The sequence below is a fragment of the Bradyrhizobium liaoningense genome, from assembly GCF_018130785.1.
Classification (GTDB): Bacteria; Pseudomonadota; Alphaproteobacteria; order Rhizobiales; family Xanthobacteraceae; genus Bradyrhizobium; species Bradyrhizobium liaoningense_A.
In genome coordinates this window covers 115,609-130,168 of the sequence record NZ_JAFCJT010000012.1, presented here as the reverse complement: position 1 = coordinate 130,168, position 14,560 = coordinate 115,609, and the positions used below count along the sequence as shown (strand labels likewise).

The 14,560-nt window shown below is 65.1% G+C and carries 14 protein-coding genes; 7 read left to right on the top strand and 7 right to left on the bottom strand.

Going from position 1 to position 14,560, the window contains the following annotated elements; translation table 11 throughout:
* Window positions 1-13: 13 nt before the first annotated feature.
* The gene (locus tag JQ627_RS23435; protein WP_212486465.1) at window positions 14-3,505 is read right to left on the bottom strand and encodes an indolepyruvate ferredoxin oxidoreductase family protein; all 3,492 of its coding nucleotides are present in this window, start codon (window positions 3,503-3,505) and stop codon (window positions 14-16) included.
* 271 nt (window positions 3,506-3,776) lie between these two features.
* On the opposite strand from JQ627_RS23435, the gene JQ627_RS23430 reads away from it, so the two are divergent.
* Window positions 3,777-4,985, top strand: coding sequence for a cytochrome c (locus tag JQ627_RS23430; protein ID WP_212486464.1), 1,209 nt, complete (start codon window positions 3,777-3,779; stop codon window positions 4,983-4,985).
* 124 nt (window positions 4,986-5,109) lie between these two features.
* Here the strand turns inward: JQ627_RS23430 and JQ627_RS23425 are convergent, their stop codons facing one another.
* The gene (locus JQ627_RS23425; RefSeq protein WP_212486463.1) at window positions 5,110-5,754 is read right to left on the bottom strand and encodes a trimeric intracellular cation channel family protein; all 645 of its coding nucleotides are present in this window, start codon (window positions 5,752-5,754) and stop codon (window positions 5,110-5,112) included.
* A gap of 165 nt (window positions 5,755-5,919) precedes the next feature.
* Between JQ627_RS23425 and JQ627_RS23420 the strand changes: the two genes are divergently transcribed.
* Complete coding sequence (locus JQ627_RS23420) at window positions 5,920-6,312, top strand: hypothetical protein (RefSeq protein WP_212486462.1); 393 nt, start codon at window positions 5,920-5,922, stop codon at window positions 6,310-6,312.
* A gap of 166 nt (window positions 6,313-6,478) precedes the next feature.
* On the opposite strand, the gene JQ627_RS23415 is transcribed toward JQ627_RS23420, so the two are convergent.
* Genes JQ627_RS23415 through JQ627_RS23405 form a run of 3 tightly spaced genes read right to left on the bottom strand, consistent with a single transcriptional unit; the run spans window position 6,479 to window position 8,022 of the window.
* Complete coding sequence (locus JQ627_RS23415) at window positions 6,479-7,288, bottom strand: oxaloacetate decarboxylase (protein ID WP_212486461.1); 810 nt, start codon at window positions 7,286-7,288, stop codon at window positions 6,479-6,481.
* A 51-nt stretch (window positions 7,289-7,339) separates the two neighbouring features.
* Window positions 7,340-7,690: an antibiotic biosynthesis monooxygenase gene (locus tag JQ627_RS23410; protein WP_212486460.1), complete on the bottom strand. Its 351-nt coding sequence runs from the start codon at window positions 7,688-7,690 to the stop codon at window positions 7,340-7,342.
* Between the two features lie 23 nt (window positions 7,691-7,713).
* Window positions 7,714-8,022 carry an NIPSNAP family protein gene (locus tag JQ627_RS23405; protein WP_018647290.1) on the bottom strand — a complete coding sequence of 103 codons (309 nt, stop codon included), beginning with the start codon at window positions 8,020-8,022 and terminating at the stop codon, window positions 7,714-7,716.
* Between the two features lie 150 nt (window positions 8,023-8,172).
* On the opposite strand from JQ627_RS23405, the gene JQ627_RS23400 reads away from it, so the two are divergent.
* The 3 genes from JQ627_RS23400 (at window position 8,173) to JQ627_RS23390 (ending at window position 10,618) form a co-directional block, all read left to right on the top strand.
* On the top strand, window positions 8,173-8,871 hold the full coding sequence (locus JQ627_RS23400; RefSeq protein WP_212486459.1) for a helix-turn-helix transcriptional regulator: 699 nt from the start codon (window positions 8,173-8,175) through the stop codon (window positions 8,869-8,871).
* Between the two features lie 180 nt (window positions 8,872-9,051).
* Entirely contained in the window at window positions 9,052-10,062 is a 1,011-nt protein-coding gene (locus tag JQ627_RS23395) for an alpha/beta fold hydrolase (RefSeq protein ID WP_212486458.1), read from the top strand.
* Between the two features lie 304 nt (window positions 10,063-10,366).
* Window positions 10,367-10,618, top strand: a complete 252-nt coding sequence (locus JQ627_RS23390) for a GCG_CRPN prefix-to-repeats domain-containing protein (RefSeq protein ID WP_212486457.1) — start codon at window positions 10,367-10,369, stop codon at window positions 10,616-10,618.
* A 151-nt stretch (window positions 10,619-10,769) separates the two neighbouring features.
* Here the strand turns inward: JQ627_RS23390 and JQ627_RS23385 are convergent, their stop codons facing one another.
* Both JQ627_RS23385 and JQ627_RS23380 read right to left on the bottom strand, forming a co-directional pair.
* Window positions 10,770-11,060: a twin-arginine translocation signal domain-containing protein gene (locus tag JQ627_RS23385; RefSeq protein WP_212486456.1), complete on the bottom strand. Its 291-nt coding sequence runs from the start codon at window positions 11,058-11,060 to the stop codon at window positions 10,770-10,772.
* Window positions 11,061-11,194: 134 nt separating this feature from the next.
* Window positions 11,195-11,524, bottom strand: coding sequence for a hypothetical protein (locus tag JQ627_RS23380; protein ID WP_038956409.1), 330 nt, complete (start codon window positions 11,522-11,524; stop codon window positions 11,195-11,197).
* A gap of 106 nt (window positions 11,525-11,630) precedes the next feature.
* Between JQ627_RS23380 and JQ627_RS23375 the strand changes: the two genes are divergently transcribed.
* Window positions 11,631-13,589: an alpha/beta hydrolase domain-containing protein gene (locus JQ627_RS23375; protein ID WP_212486455.1), complete on the top strand. Its 1,959-nt coding sequence runs from the start codon at window positions 11,631-11,633 to the stop codon at window positions 13,587-13,589.
* A gap of 189 nt (window positions 13,590-13,778) precedes the next feature.
* Entirely contained in the window at window positions 13,779-14,426 is a 648-nt protein-coding gene (locus tag JQ627_RS23370) for a glutathione S-transferase family protein (protein WP_212486454.1), read from the top strand.
* Window positions 14,427-14,560: the final 134 nt, after the last annotated feature.

The following is a 14,560-nucleotide window of genomic DNA, read 5'->3' as shown; positions in this document are numbered from 1 at the left end:
CTACGGGACTGCCCTACTCCGCCGCGATCTGCCTTGGCGCGGGCGGCGGGCTTGCGAGGTCGGCGGCGAGCTGGGCGTAGCGGGTCTTGGCCTCAATGACCGCCTTCTCCTTCACCGGGCCGTAGCCCCGGATGCGGTCGGGCAGTGACAAGAGCTCGACGGCGGTGTCGACCGTGACCGGCGACAACAGGCCGAGCACGGTGGCAACGTCCTTTTCGTAGCCGGCGATCAAATCGCGCTCGAGCTTGCGGTCGGCGCTGCCGCCGAAAATGTCGAGCGGTGTGCCGCGCAGGAACTTGAATTTCGCCAGCACGCGGAAGACGTTCAGCATCCACGGGCCGAAGGCGCGCTTCTTCGGACGTCCGAGCGCATCGACGCCACGGCTGAGGATTGGCGGGGCAAGGTTGAAGTTGAACTTGAAGTCGCCCTCGAACTGGTCGCGGAGCTGCTGCTCGAAAGCGCCGTCGGTGTAGAGGCGCGCGACTTCGTATTCGTCCTTGTACGCCAGCAGCTTGGCGTAGTTCACCGCGACCGCGCGCGGCAGCGCGTCGTCATAACCGCCCTGCTTGGCGGCATCGCGAACCTGATCGACCAGCTTGCGATAGCGTTTTGCCAGCCGGCCGTTCTGGTAGGCGGTCAGGTGCTTGGCGCGATGCTCGATGACCTCATCCAGCGTCATTGCGTCCAGCGTCTTCGGCGCAACCACCTCGTCCGTTCCCTTCAGCATGTCGGCAAGGCGCGCGGGGTCTGCGACCGCGAGGCGACCGAGGCGGAAGGCCTCCTTGTTCATCTTGATCGAGACGCCGTTGACCTCGATCGCCTGCTCGATCGCTTCCGCCGACAGCGGCAACAGGCCCTTCTGATAGGCATAGCCCATCATCATCATATTGGTGGCGATGCTGTCGCCAAGCAGTTGCTCGGCCGGCTTGGTGAAGTCGAAGAACACAGAGTCCTTGTGCAGCGCCGTCTCCAGGAGCCCATTCAACTTGCGGGTCTGGAAGTTGAAGTCGCGGTTGAGAACGAAGTCGGCGGTCGGAATGACGTGGCTGTTGATGATGCCGCGGGTGCGGCTGGTGTCGCAGAGCGAGATCGTGTCCTTGGCGACCGCGACAACCTCGTCGGCGGCGAGCACCACATCAGCCGTGCCGGTGACGATGCGCGAGCAGGTCACCTCGGCCGGATGATCGGACAGGCGGACGTGGCTGAGCACCGCGCCACCTTTCTGCGCGAGGCCGGACATGTCGAGGATCATCGAGGCCTTGCCCTCGATATGCGCGGCCATGCCGAGCAGCGCGCCGATGGTGAGCACGCCGGTGCCGCCGACGCCGCCGACCGCGATGTTGTAGGGCTTATCAAGCGTCGGTCGCGAGGCGGGCTCGGGGAGCGTTCCGATGTCAGAGAGATCGGCGGGCGCGCGGTGGCGCGGCTTGCCGCCGTCGACGGTGACGAAGGACGGACAAAAACCCTTCAGACATGAATAGTCCTTGTTGCAGGACGACTGGTTGATGGCGCGCTTGCGGCCGAACTCTGTCTCCAGCGGCTCGACCGAGATGCAGTTCGACTGCACCGAGCAGTCGCCGCAGCCTTCGCAGACCGCCGGGTTGATCATGACGCGGCGTGCGGGATCCTCCATCAGGCCGCGCTTGCGGCGGCGGCGCTTTTCGGCGGCGCAGGTCTGCACGAAGACGATCGCCGAGGTGCCCTTGTACTCGCGGCACATCTTCATGACGTTGTCGAGTTCGTCGCGGTGATACTTCTTCACACCGGGCGCAATGGTGTCGGCCGGATAGGCGTCGGGCGCCTCCGAGACCAGATAGATCTCGCGGATGCCCTCGGCGTGGAGCTGGAAGGTGATCTGCTGCGGCGAGAGATCGCCGTCATGGCGCTGGCCGCCGGTCATGGCGACGGCGTCGTTGTAGAGGATCTTGTAGGTGATGTTGGTCTTGGAAGCGACCGCCTGCCGGATCGCCAGAAGCCCGGAGTGGAAATAGGTGCCGTCGCCGAGATTGGCGAAGATGTGGTTCTCGTTGGTGAACGGCGCGATGCCGACCCACGGCACGCCCTCGCCGCCCATATGCGTGAAGGTCTCGGTCGAGCGGTCCATCCACAGCGCCATGAAGTGGCAGCCGATGCCGGCGAGCGCACGGCTGCCTTCGGGGACCTTTGTCGACGTGTTGTGGGGGCAGCCGGAGCAGAAATACGGGGTGCGGGAGACAGGTGCGACCGCCTGCATTTGCGTGGCCTGGCGACCGTTGAACCAGTCGGCCTTGGCGCGGAGCATCTCCGCGATCTCGGGGTTGAGATTAAGTCGAAGCAGTCGCTCGGTCAGCGAGGTGGCAAGCGAGGCGACACTGAGCTCGGCCGAGAAGGTCAGGAAGCGCTTGTCGTGCTCGTCCATCTTGCCGACGATGCGCGGGCGGACGTCGTCGCGCCAGTTGAACAGCTCCTGCTTGACCTGGTTCTCGACGATCTCGCGCCGTTCCTCGATGATGAAGATTTCTTCAAGCCCGACCGCGAACTGGCGTACGCCTTCCGGCTCCAGCGGCCAGGGCATGCCGATCTTGTAGAGACGAAGGCCGATCTTGGCGGCGACTTCCTCGGTGATCCCGAGCTCGCGCAGCGCCTGGCGGACGTCCTCATAGCTTTTGCCCGACGCCATGATGCCGAAGCGGGCGTTCGGGGAATCCATGGTGATGCGGTTGACCTTGTTGGCGCGCGCAAAGGCGATCGCGGCAAAGCCCTTGTAGTCCTGGAGGCGCCGGTCCTGCTCGAAGCGGTCGTCGGGCCAGCGCAGATTGAGGCCACCCGGCGGCAGCTCGAAATCCGGGGGGATGATGAACGGCTTCATCTCGTCGGTGAGGTCGATCTCGGCGGTGGTCTCCACCGTCTCCGTGATCACCTTCATGCCGACCCAGCAACCCGAATAGCGCGACATCGCGATGCCGAGCAGACCCATCTCGATCATCTCGTGGATGCTGGACGGATAAAGATACGGCATCAGCGCCGACATGAAGGCATGGTCGGACTGATGCGGGACGGTGGAGGATTTTGCACCGTGGTCGTCGCCGGCCAGACACAGCACGCCGCCGTTCTTGGCCGAGCCGGCGGCATTGCCGTGGCGGAACACGTCGCCGCAGCGATCGACGCCGGGGCCCTTGCCGTACCAGATGCCGACGACGCCATCATATTTGGCGCCGGGCGAGAGGTTGAGCTGCTGCGAGCCCCACACCGCGGTCGCCGCCAAATCCTCGTTCACGCCGGGCTGGAACTTGATGTTGTACTGCTCGAGATGTTTTCGGGCGGCGAAGAGCTGCTGGTCATAGCCGCCGAGCGGCGAGCCGCGGTAACCGGAGATGAAGCCCGCAGTGTTCAGGCCATTGGCGCGGTCGCGCCGGATCTGGGCCATCGGCAACCGGACCAGGGCCTGGATGCCCGTGGTGAAGACGTGTCCGGTTTCCTGGGTGTATTTCTGGTCGAGACTGATCGGACCCTGGTTGATGCCCATTCTTGTCCTCTTCCGCCCATTTGAGCGTTTGGCCACTTAAGCCGTTGCCTGCCCGTTGTTTTTAGCTAGGGCGCGCCGACCACCTCTGCCACTCTATGTCGGATATTTAACGCTCCGCATCACAAATCTGGACCAAAGGAAGCGCCGGGTAAAAATCGCAATTTCGTGGCTGCAAAGGCATCACGCATTTTCAATTTGTGTCACCATACCCCCGCCGTCGCGAAACGACGTGAGGCTCCTGTCCGGGCGATTGGTCGCAGGGAGGCTTTCGATGCGGATGATTCTGGCTGCTGTCGCGTTGTGCAGTGCAGTTGCGGGCGCGGCCCGCGCCGCCGAGCCATCGCCGGAGCTGATCGCCTACGGCAAGGCGCTGGTCGAAGCCGGCGGCTGCGCGGGCTGTCACACCGCCGATCCGGCAAAACCATTCGCGGGCGGAAAGCGCATCGATACGCCCTTCGGCGCGGTCTACGCGCCGAACCTGACGCCCGACCGCGACACCGGGATCGGCGCCTGGACCGACGCCGATTTCACCCGCGCGGTGCGCACCGGCGTCGCGCCCGACGGCTCGAACTACTATCCGGCGTTCCCCTACCCCTACTTCACGAAGATGACCAAGGACGACACGCTGGCGATCCGGGCCTATCTCGGAACGCTGGCGCCTGTGGCGAGCCGCAACAAGCCGCCGGAGCTGCGCTGGCCGTTCGGTTATCGCGGCCTCATGCGGGTCTGGAACTATTTCTACTTCAAGCCCGGCCTGTTCGAACCGGACCAGGGCCAGAGCGCGGCGTGGAACAGAGGCGGCTATCTCGTCACCGGGCTCGGACATTGCGGCGCCTGCCACACGCCGAAGAACTATTTTGGCGCTGACAAGCAGGCGCAGGCGCTCTCGGGCGGCGAGGTCGGCGGCTGGTTCGCGCCGCGGCTCGACGGCGCCGCCCGAACCGGGCTGAAGTCGTGGAGCGTCGAAGACATCACCGAGTATCTGCAAAGCGGGCGCAACGTCAAAAGCCATGCCGGCGGGCCGATGGCCGAGGTGGTCGTCAACTCGACCTCGAAGATGAGCGATGCCGACGTGCGCGCGATCGCAGTTTACTTGAAGAGCCTGCCGCCGTCGCGGCGCGAGTCGATCGTGACGCCGCCCGACGATGCCGAGATGAAGGCCGGCCAGGCCGTCTACGCGAAACTCTGCATCGCCTGCCATGAAGCCGACGGCTCCGGCGCGCCGCGCATCTATCCGCCGCTGCCCGGCAACGCGCTGCTGCAATCGGTCAATCCGTCCTCCAGCTTGCGCATCATCCTCGACGGCGCCCACACCGTAACGACGCCGCGGGCGCCCAACACCGGCGAGATGCCGGGCTATGCCAAGCAATTGTCCGACGAAGAGATCGCCGCAGTGACAAACTACATGCGCAATTCCTGGGGCAACGCCGCGCCGCTGGTGACCGCGGCGCAGGTGGCGAAGGCGCGGAAGGAGCAGTAGTTCCCGCTGCCTCCTCCGTCATTGCGAGCGCAGCGAAGCAATCCAGAGTCCCTCCGCGAAAGATGCTGGATTGCTTCGCTGCGCTCGCAATGACGACGTAGATGGAACAGTGACTGAAAGAGCCCTACCGCTCCTCGCCTTCCGTGAACACGAATTTCGGCATCTCCCATTTGTAGCGCACAGCCAGCAGGCGGAAGCTGATGCCGAGGACAAACGTCAGGATGGTCCAGAGCTCGGCGTTGAGATTCAAGCCGAACGCGGTGGCGTAGAACAACCCCGTCACCACCGAAACGCTGGCGTACAGCTCGGAGCGGAACAGCAGCGGCACGTCGTTGCAGAGCACGTCGCGCAGCACCCCGCCCGCGCAGCCGGTCACCATGCCGGAGACGATGACGATCGGCAGCGTGGCATCCATCTGCCAGGCGACGTCGCAGCCGGTCATGGTGAAGACGACGAGGCCGATGGCGTCGAGCACGATGAAGGCCACCTTCAGCCGGTGCACGAGCCGCGCGACCAGGATGGTGAGGAAGGCGGCGCCGCCGGCCAGCGCGAGGTAGATGGGATTAGCGACCCAGGCCAGCGGATAGTGCCCGAGGAAGAGATCGCGCAAGGTGCCGCCGCCGAGCGCGGTGATACAGCCGAGGAAGCAGACGCCGAGCCAGTCCATGCTCCGGCGTCCCGCTGCAAGCGCCGCGGTCATGCCTTGCGCCGCGACCGCGACCAGCGACAACAGATGCAGCACGCTATCGCTTGGCGGCAGGCTCCACATCGCTTCTGTTCCTTCCCTTCGATGGAACCGACGCGCACGGTTCCAAAATGAACAGGTTCCCGATTCCTCGGGTAAGGGCAACATCCGACGAAAGCACTAAGGAGGGCGGAACGGAATCTCGCATCTAAGGGTTGTCCCGTCGCAATAATCGAGGAGACCCAATCGATGGCTGACGACCGTTTTCCCAACGATCCGTACCGCCCGAATCTCGCCGATGATGAGTATGTCCGTGCGGCGCGACGGGATGCCGAGCTCCAGGCCGATCCCGAGCTTGGCGAAGGCCCCGCCTCCAGCGGCAAGGTAGCCCTGTTCGCGGTGGCGATCGCCTTGGTCCTGGGTGCAGTGTTCTACGGACTGAACAATACAAGCACCAGCAACCAGGCGAGCAACACGCCGGCGACGCAAACCGCCCAGCAGGCTCCGTCTGCGAATCCGGCCGCGCCTCCCGGCATGCGTGACGTGACGCCGCGCAACAACGCCGAACCCGGCGTGACCACGGGTGCTGCCCCGAGCAAGCCGGCTCCGGATACGCAGAAGCCGTCTGACGGCGCGAAGTAACAAAACGCGATAGCTGTCGTCGCCCGGCTGGACCGGGCGGCCCGGTCATCCAGCCAGCCAGCGGCAGGGATTGAACGGAAGGCCGCGGCGTGGATGCCCCGCTTGCGCGGGGCATGACCTGAGAGGATGAGAAAGCGGCGGGACCTCACATCCCGCCGCTTTTCGTTTAGCTGAACATCTTGTTGAGCTCGCCGCCGGAATAGCCACCGCCGAGCTCGGTAAACGTCCCCTTCTCCGCCATCTCCTTCGCGGCGCGCATGAAGCCGCCCCAAGCGGCCCGGGCGAGCGAGCCGCCGACGCTGATGCGGCGCACGCCGAGGTCGTTGGCCTCCTGCAAGGACAGGCCGGACGCGCCGATCAGCAGGTTGAACGGCTTTGGTGCGACAGCCTTCACCACGGCGGCGATGTCCTCGCGCGTCTTCAGGCCCGGCGCATAGAGGCAATCGGCGCCTGCCTCCGCATAGGCCGTGAGCCGGTCGATGACGAGCTTGAGGTCGGTCACGCCCCACAAATACGCCTCGCACCGGCCGACCAGCAGCGTGCCGCTGTCGCCGATCGCCTTGCGCGAGGCTTTGATGCGCTCGACCGCGAGCGCGCGCTCGTAGAGCGGCTTGTCCTTGTCGCCGGTGGAATCCTCGATCGAGAGGCCGGCGACGCCGGTGCGCACACCGCGCTCGACATTGTCCGCGACCTTGTCCGGCTCGACGGCAAAGCCGCCCTCGAAATCCGCATTCACGGGGATGTCGACGGCCGAGCACAATGCTGCCAGATGCTGACAGACGTCGTCGACCGTGACGTGGTTGTCGGCCTTGCCGATGGTCCAGGCAAAGCCCGCGCTCGATGAGGCCAGAGCCTTGAAACCGAGATGCTGCAACGCCTTGGCGCTGCCGACGTCGACCGGATTGGGCAGGATGAAGCAGCCGCTCTCGTGCATCTTCTTGAAAGTCGCGCGCTTCTCGGCGGTCGTCACGTGCATGTTTCTCTCCCTTGTTGGCCGCGCAGACATAGGCACGCGTTTTCAAGTGCGCTAGTGCGCGTCGTGCACGGCGCGGCTGTCCTTCGGTGCCTGCTCGCGATCATTCATGCCGTAGTCGCGGATGACGCTAGCGATGCGCAAATGATAATCGGCAAAGATCTTTGCCCTGCCCTTCGCCTGGGTGCGCCGGTGTTCCATCGTGTTGCGCCAGGCCTGGACTGCTGCCTCGTCGCGCCAGAACGACACCGACAGGATCTTGCCCTTCTCGGTCAGGCTCTCGAACCGCTCGACCGAGATGAAGCCGTCGATGGTTTGCAGGATCGGCTTCAGGTCGGCCGCGAGGTCGAAGTAGTCCTGGCGATGTTCCGGCTTGGGCCAGACGTCGAAAATCACGGCGATCATGGGCGTCTCCTGTCGTTGATGGCCTACAATACCACCTTGCGCAGGAAGGTGCGCTCTTCCGCGAGGATGAATTTGTGCTCCTCGGCAAAATGGAAGTTGGCCATACCCTCTGCGTCCTGCCGCAGCCGGGCGCGATAGGCTTCATAGGCGGCCAGGCTTTCGAACGTGATCAGGGCGAAGGCGATGTTGTTGGTGCCTTCATGCGGCATGAAATAGCCGATCAGGTCGCCGCCGCATTTCGGGATGATGGTGAGCCAGCGCTTCGAATATTCCTCGAACTGCGCGCGCTTGAAGGGATCGAGCTGGTAGCGGATGAAGACGGTGACGGACATGGTCTGGCTCCCTGATTTTTCATTGCGGCAAGCGCGAGCAACACCGTCGCCGCTGAAGCAACTGGTTTGCTTCGCGTCGCTCGCAATGACATGTTTGCAGGGACAGACTACGTCCTTGCCCGGCCGCAATGCTTCGGCTACCATCGAAGCATGAAATCAGGTCCTGACATCGCCATGATTGCCTCGCTGGTCGGCGACCCCGCCCGCGCCAACATGCTCACCGCGCTGATGAACGGCCGCGCACTGACCGCGAGCGAGCTCGCGCAGGAGGCCGGCATCACGCCGCAGACCGCGAGCTCGCATCTCTCGAAGCTCGAGGCCGGCGGGCTGGTCGAGCCGGAGAAGCAGGGCCGCCACCGCTACTACCGCCTCACCGACGATGACGTCGCCGGTGTGCTCGAAGGTCTTGCGGGGCTTGCCGCACGCACCGGCCACATGCGCGTGCGCACCGGACCGAAAGATCCGGCGCTGCGGCGCGCCCGGATCTGCTACGACCATCTCGCCGGCGATCTCGGCGTGCAGATGCTCGACACCATGCGCACGCGAAACCTGGTCAGGCAGAAGAAGCAGGACATCGAGCTGACGACTGAAGGCGAGCGCTTTCTCGCAAAGCATTTGCAGATCTCGCCCGACATGCTCACCCATCCGCGCCGTCCGGTGTGCAAGGCCTGCCTGGACTGGAGCGAGCGGCGCCATCATCTCGCCGGCACGCTGGGCGCCGCCATGATGCAGCGTTTCGCCGAGCTGAAATGGGCCGCGCGCGACGCCACGCCCGGCAGCCGCGTGGTGAATTTCACCCGCACCGGCGAGAAGCAGTTTGCGGCGCTGTTCGGGGGCGAGAAGGACTGATCACGCCGGGTGCGTGAGATCGCACGTTTGCGTGTGAACGAGCACCATCGTCATGGCCGGGCTTGACCCTGCCATCCACGCCTTTAGTGCAGTTCTCGCCGAACCACGTGGATGCCCGGGACAGGCCCGGGCATGGCGGAGGTCGTGTCTCCCAGCTTCAACCATTACCCTGAGCCCTCCATGAGCTATATCCTTCGCGCGACTCTCGCGGCCGCCCTCCTCGCTTCTCCATTCACCTCCGCACGCGCCGCCGACAGCGCCCCGCGCGAGCCCTACGGCATCGCGCTCGAGGGCTTTGCCTATCCCTATCCCGTGCACCTGCTCCCCGTGGTCAATGACGGCGAGCAGCTCAGCATGGCCTATATGGACGTCGCCGCCGAGCGGCCGAACGGCCGCACCGTGGTGCTGCTGCACGGGCGCAATTTTCCGTCGAGCTACTGGGCGCCCGTCATCAAGATGCTCAGCGAGGCCGGCTATCGCGTCGTGGTGCCGGACCAGATCGGCTTCGGCAAATCCTCCAAGCCGCAAGGCGAGCTGCATTTCGACACGCTGGCGCGCAACACCATCGCCCTGCTCGATCACTTAGAGATCAAGAAGGCCGAAATCGTCGCGCATTCGCTCGGCGGCATGCTGGGTGTGCGCATCGCCCGCGCCTATCCGGACCGCGTCGCCCATCTGGTGCTGACCGCGCCGATCGGGCTGGAAGACTACCGCCTCTACGTGCCGCCGACCCCGACCGAGAAGATCATCGAGAGCGAGGACAAGCTCACCGCCGATGGCTATCGCAAGCAGCTCCAGACCAATTACGCGATCAAGCTGCCGCCTGAGGCGATCACGCCGTTCGTCGACGCCCGCTTCAACATCAAGGGCAGCCCGGACTATCCGCGCTGGCTGCGCGCCTTCGTCAGCTCCGGCCAGATGATCTATCGCGAGCCGGTCGCGCACGAGGTCGCGCTTGTTTCCGAGCCGACGCTGTTCATCATGGGCGCCGACGACCACAACGCGCCTGGGCGGCCACTCGCACCGGAGGCGCTACGCGCGAAAATGGGGCAGAATGCCGAGTTGGCGAAGGCGCTTGCCGCGAAGATGCCGAATGCGCGGGCCGAGGTGATCCCGGACACCGGGCATCTCGTCTTTCTGGAAGCACCCGAGAAGTACAAGGAATTGGTGCTGGGCTTTCTCGGCCGCTAGAGCGTTTTCTAGCGAAGCGAGTACCAGTTCGCGTCAAGAAAACGCGTCAGAATAAAGAACCTGGAGCCCCGTTCCGATTCCATCGGGACAGCGCTCCAGCACCATTGCTGTCGCCGGAAGCCGCATGCGAAGAATGTTCATGCCGCATTCAGGTCATGATTGGCAGGTTTGGATCGCGACGTGTCGGCATGTTGCAAAATTTAACATGTCGAATCGTGTCTTTTGATTCATTGTGCGCCGCGAGCGCCAGTCCCCCAAGAATCTGCCCTAAGAATCTGCCCCCAAGGACGAGAAGGAAGATCAAATGAAATACCTGTTTGCCGCCGTCATGCTTGCCAGCGCGGTCGTCGGTTTCAGCGAGGCGGCCAGCGCCGCGCAGGGTTGTGGCCCTGGCTGGTATCGTGGCCCCTATGGCGGCTGCCGCCCGATGCGCGGTGCGGTCGTTGTGCGTCCCGCCCCCGTGGTGGTTGCCCCGGCGCCGGTCGTCGTCGTGCCCCGCGCCCGCGTCTGCCCGTACGGCTTCCGTTGGTGGGGTGGCCGCTGCCGCCCGATCTGATCTCGTCCTTTCGCGCTACAAAGTGGCCGCGCGGCGAAAGCCTGCGCGGCCATTTTCTTTTGAACGCCTGACATCTCATGGTCGAGGGACCGCGCCGAATCGAAACGGGGACCGCACTCGCGGTCCCCGTCCAGACTCGGCCGATGCGAACTTACCAGTGATGTCGGTGCCAGTGATGTCGGTGCCAGCGTCGGCGATGCCAGCCCCAATGACGGCGACCCCAGCCCCGGTGGTGGCCATGCCAGTGCACCTGTTCGGGGGTCAGCTTGGCGGCTTCCTCACTGGTGGTGACGGCGGGATGAGCGTCGGGATTGCCTTGCGGCGTGCGCGCGGGGTCACCAAGCGGCTGCGGCGCCAACGGCGCAGCTCGTGCGCTCGCGGTCAACGTCGCGGCTCCAGCCGCGACGCCGAATGCAAGTTTCAAAAAGTTCCGGCGCTCCATGACATGTCCTCTAGGCTATCAAGCAAGTGATGCAGAGGGAGTGTCGCGGTCACGACATGAACGGAAGCTGAATCGCATCTTCAGATTCATGACATGGGTGTCAGGGACAAGCGGGCTGCGGGATTTGGTGCGGGCTACGCTCCGGCGTCCTGCTTCGCAAACTCCTGCGCCAGCACCAGCGTCTCGCGCGTGCGCTTCACGTCGGGCCAGTCGCGGTTGAAATCGGCGACGAGCTGCTTCAAGGCATCGCCCTTCAGCATAGCAGCCAACTTGGCCTCGTCATCGAACTGATACATGGCCTGATGCAGCGAGGGATCGTCCAGGCTCCAGAACCGCCAGGCCTTAGCTACGCCGAACGCCTTCACCGCGTCGGGCACATGCTCGGTCTCGTACCACGTATCGAAGGCGGCGCGCTTGCTGGCGTCGGTGACGGTGGCGCGGACGACGAAGTAGGCAGCGGGCATGTGTTTCCTCCTGTTGTTTGGCCGCAGCATAGACGGTTATAGTGGCGACAACAAAAAGCCCGCGCGACGGAACATCCGGATCGCGCCGACAAGGGAAGGAACGGCCATGCGCAGGATCATCACAGGCCTCGTTGCGATCGCCTGCCTTTGGCCCACGGCCTCGCTCGCCGAAATCGTCCGCTTCGACATCCTCGCGCGCGAGCCCGCCTTTGCCGGGCGCAGCTTTGGCGATGTCGGCACCTATGAGCGCATCACCGCGCGCGCGACCTTCGCGCTCAACCCGTCTGACGATCGCAACGCCGTCATCACCGACCTCGCGCTCGCGCCACGTAGCTCCGACGGCAAGGTGGCAGCCACCGCAGACGTGGTGATCCTGCGACCTACCGATTCCACCCACGGCAACGGCACGCTGCTGCTCGAGGTGCCCAATCGCGGCCGCAAGCTGGCGCCGCAATTGTTCGACGATGCCGCCCAACCTGGCGCCAACAATGCCGACAAGGCGGAGGATGCCGGCATCGGCTTCCTGCATCGCCAGGGCTTTACGATGGTCTGGGTCGGCTGGCAGGGCGACATCCCCTCCAAGCCCGGACAACTCGCGATGACCGCGCCGGTGCTCAAGAGCATCACCGGACCCGCGCGCGAAGAAGTCGTCTTCGACAACACGACCAATCCGGCGCGCGCGACGCTGACCTGGCCGGCGACTGACCCCGCCGACCTCAAGGTCTCCGTTCGCGCCGCCTGGGCCGATGCGCGGCAAACGCCTTCCGGCCTCCTTGCAAAGCTCGTCGATCCCGTGACGGTAGAGATCACCCGGCCCGACGGTTTTGATGCCGGCGCGCTCTACGAGATCGCCTACACCGCGCGCGATCCGGTGCCGCTCGGCATGGGCTATGCCGCCGTGCGCGACGTCGTCAGCTTCCTTCGCCACGACGAGACCCAGGCGAACCCGCTGCTGAACGGCCTGCATCCCTCCGTCAGCCGCGCCATCGGCTTCGGCGTGTCGCAATCCGGCCGCTTCCTGCGCGACTTCCTCTATCTCGGCTTTAACGAGGATCTCCAGGGCCGCACCGTGTTCGACGGGTTGATGCCGCATGTCGCGGGCACGCGGCGAATGGCAACAAACGTCCGCTTCGGCCAGCCCGGCCGCAACCCACGCCATCCGCAGGATCCGGCGTGGCAGGCCGATCTGTTCCCGTTCACCTATGCGAGCCTCAGCGATCCCTATTCCGGCAAGACCGACGGCCTGCTTCGCCGCTGCGCGCTCTCGGCGACGTGCCCGAAGGTGATGCAGACCGACAGCGAGCACGAATGGTGGGCCTCGCACGCCTCGTTGCTGGTCACCGACCTCGCCGGCAACCAACTCGACCTCCCCGACAACGTCCGCGCCTACATGATCGCAGGCACGCCGCATTTCGCCGAGGCCTCCGACGTGATGCGCAAGGGCGTGCCGGCAATGTCGCTGCCGCAGAACCCGATGCATGCGGGCGGCCCTATGCGCGCGCTGCTCACCGACCTCAACGCCTGGATCAGCGACGGCATCAAACCGCCCGCAAGCCGCGTCCCCATGCGCGCCCACGGCACGCTCGTGCCGGCGCAAGGCGCGGTGCCGATGGATATCCCCGGCCTGCCCTATGCAGGCATCCACACGCTGGCCGCCTTCTCCGACCAGAGCGTGCTGCCGCCCAAGGAGATCGGCCGCTATCCCGTGTTCGTGCCGAAGGCGGACAATGACGGCATGGCCATCGCAGGTATCCGCCAGCTCGCCCTCGCCGTTCCCCGCGCGACCTACACCGCATGGAATCCGCGCGCGCAGGGCTTTGGCCCAACGGCGCTCTATCCACTGCAAGGCGCCGTGGTGCCGTTCGCACCGACGGAAGCCGCACGGAAGGAAGTGCACGATCCCAGGCTGTCGATCGCGGAGCGATATGCGGATGACGGGGCGTATGTGGCCGCGGTGAAGCGCGAGGCGGCCCGGCAGGTGGCCGAGCGGACCCTGCTGCCGGAGGACGCGGAGCGCGCGGTGGAAGCGGCGAAGCAAGGCAAGCTGGCGAAGCTTGGGCAGTGAGCGAAGCCCACCGGCCCAGTAGGGTGGGCAAAGCGGAGCGTGCCCACGACTCCTGTCGACCGCCAAAAGATCGTGGGCACGCTCCGCTTTGCCCACCCTACGGCCTCCGCGCTTAGAGAAAAACATCGCTCCCCTGTCGGAACGACCGCCCCTCATCCGTCCTCTGCCCAGACAGCACGGAGACACTGCATGGCCAAACTCACGCTCACCACCTTCGACTGGGTTCCCGAGATGCCGCGGGGTTTCGTGCGCGACCTCCGTGTGCGCTGGGCGCTCGAAGAAGCCGCCCTGCCCTATCGCGTCGCCAGCGTGCCATTTGGCCCGCGGGACGCCGCGCATTTCGCGCACCAGCCGTTCGGCCAGGTGCCGTGGCTGACCGATGGCGACCTCTCGATCTTCGAGAGCGGCGCGATCCTGCTGCATCTCGGTGAACTCAGCGCCAGGCTAATGCCGACCGATCCGCGCGGCCGCAGCGACACGGTCGAATGGGTGTTCGCGGCGCTCAATTCGGTGGAGATGCCGGCGCTGCCCTGGACGATGTTCAAGTTCACCGGCAGCGACGATGGCTCGCCTGCCGTGAAGTTCGTCGATGACTTCCTGATGCTCCGCCTCAAGCACATGGAGACGGTGCTGGCCGGCCGCGAATGGCTGGCCGGCTCCTTCTCCGTCGCCGACATCCTGATGTCGGACGTACTGCGCGTCGTCGATAAGTTCGACGGCCTGACAGAGCATCCGGCCTGCCGCAACTACGTCGCGCGTGCCACCGCTCGCCCGGCCTTCGCCAAGGCCCACGCCGACCAGATGGCGCATTTCGCAGCGGCAGATGCGGCGCGTTAACGCAGACCGTGGGACGGATTAGCGAAGCGCAATCCGCCAATGTCCGCCTCAACAAAGTTGGTGGGTTACGCCCAGCGAACTGCGCCTCGCGCAGTCGCAAGGCTAACCCACCTTACGCGCTCAACCTATTCCAC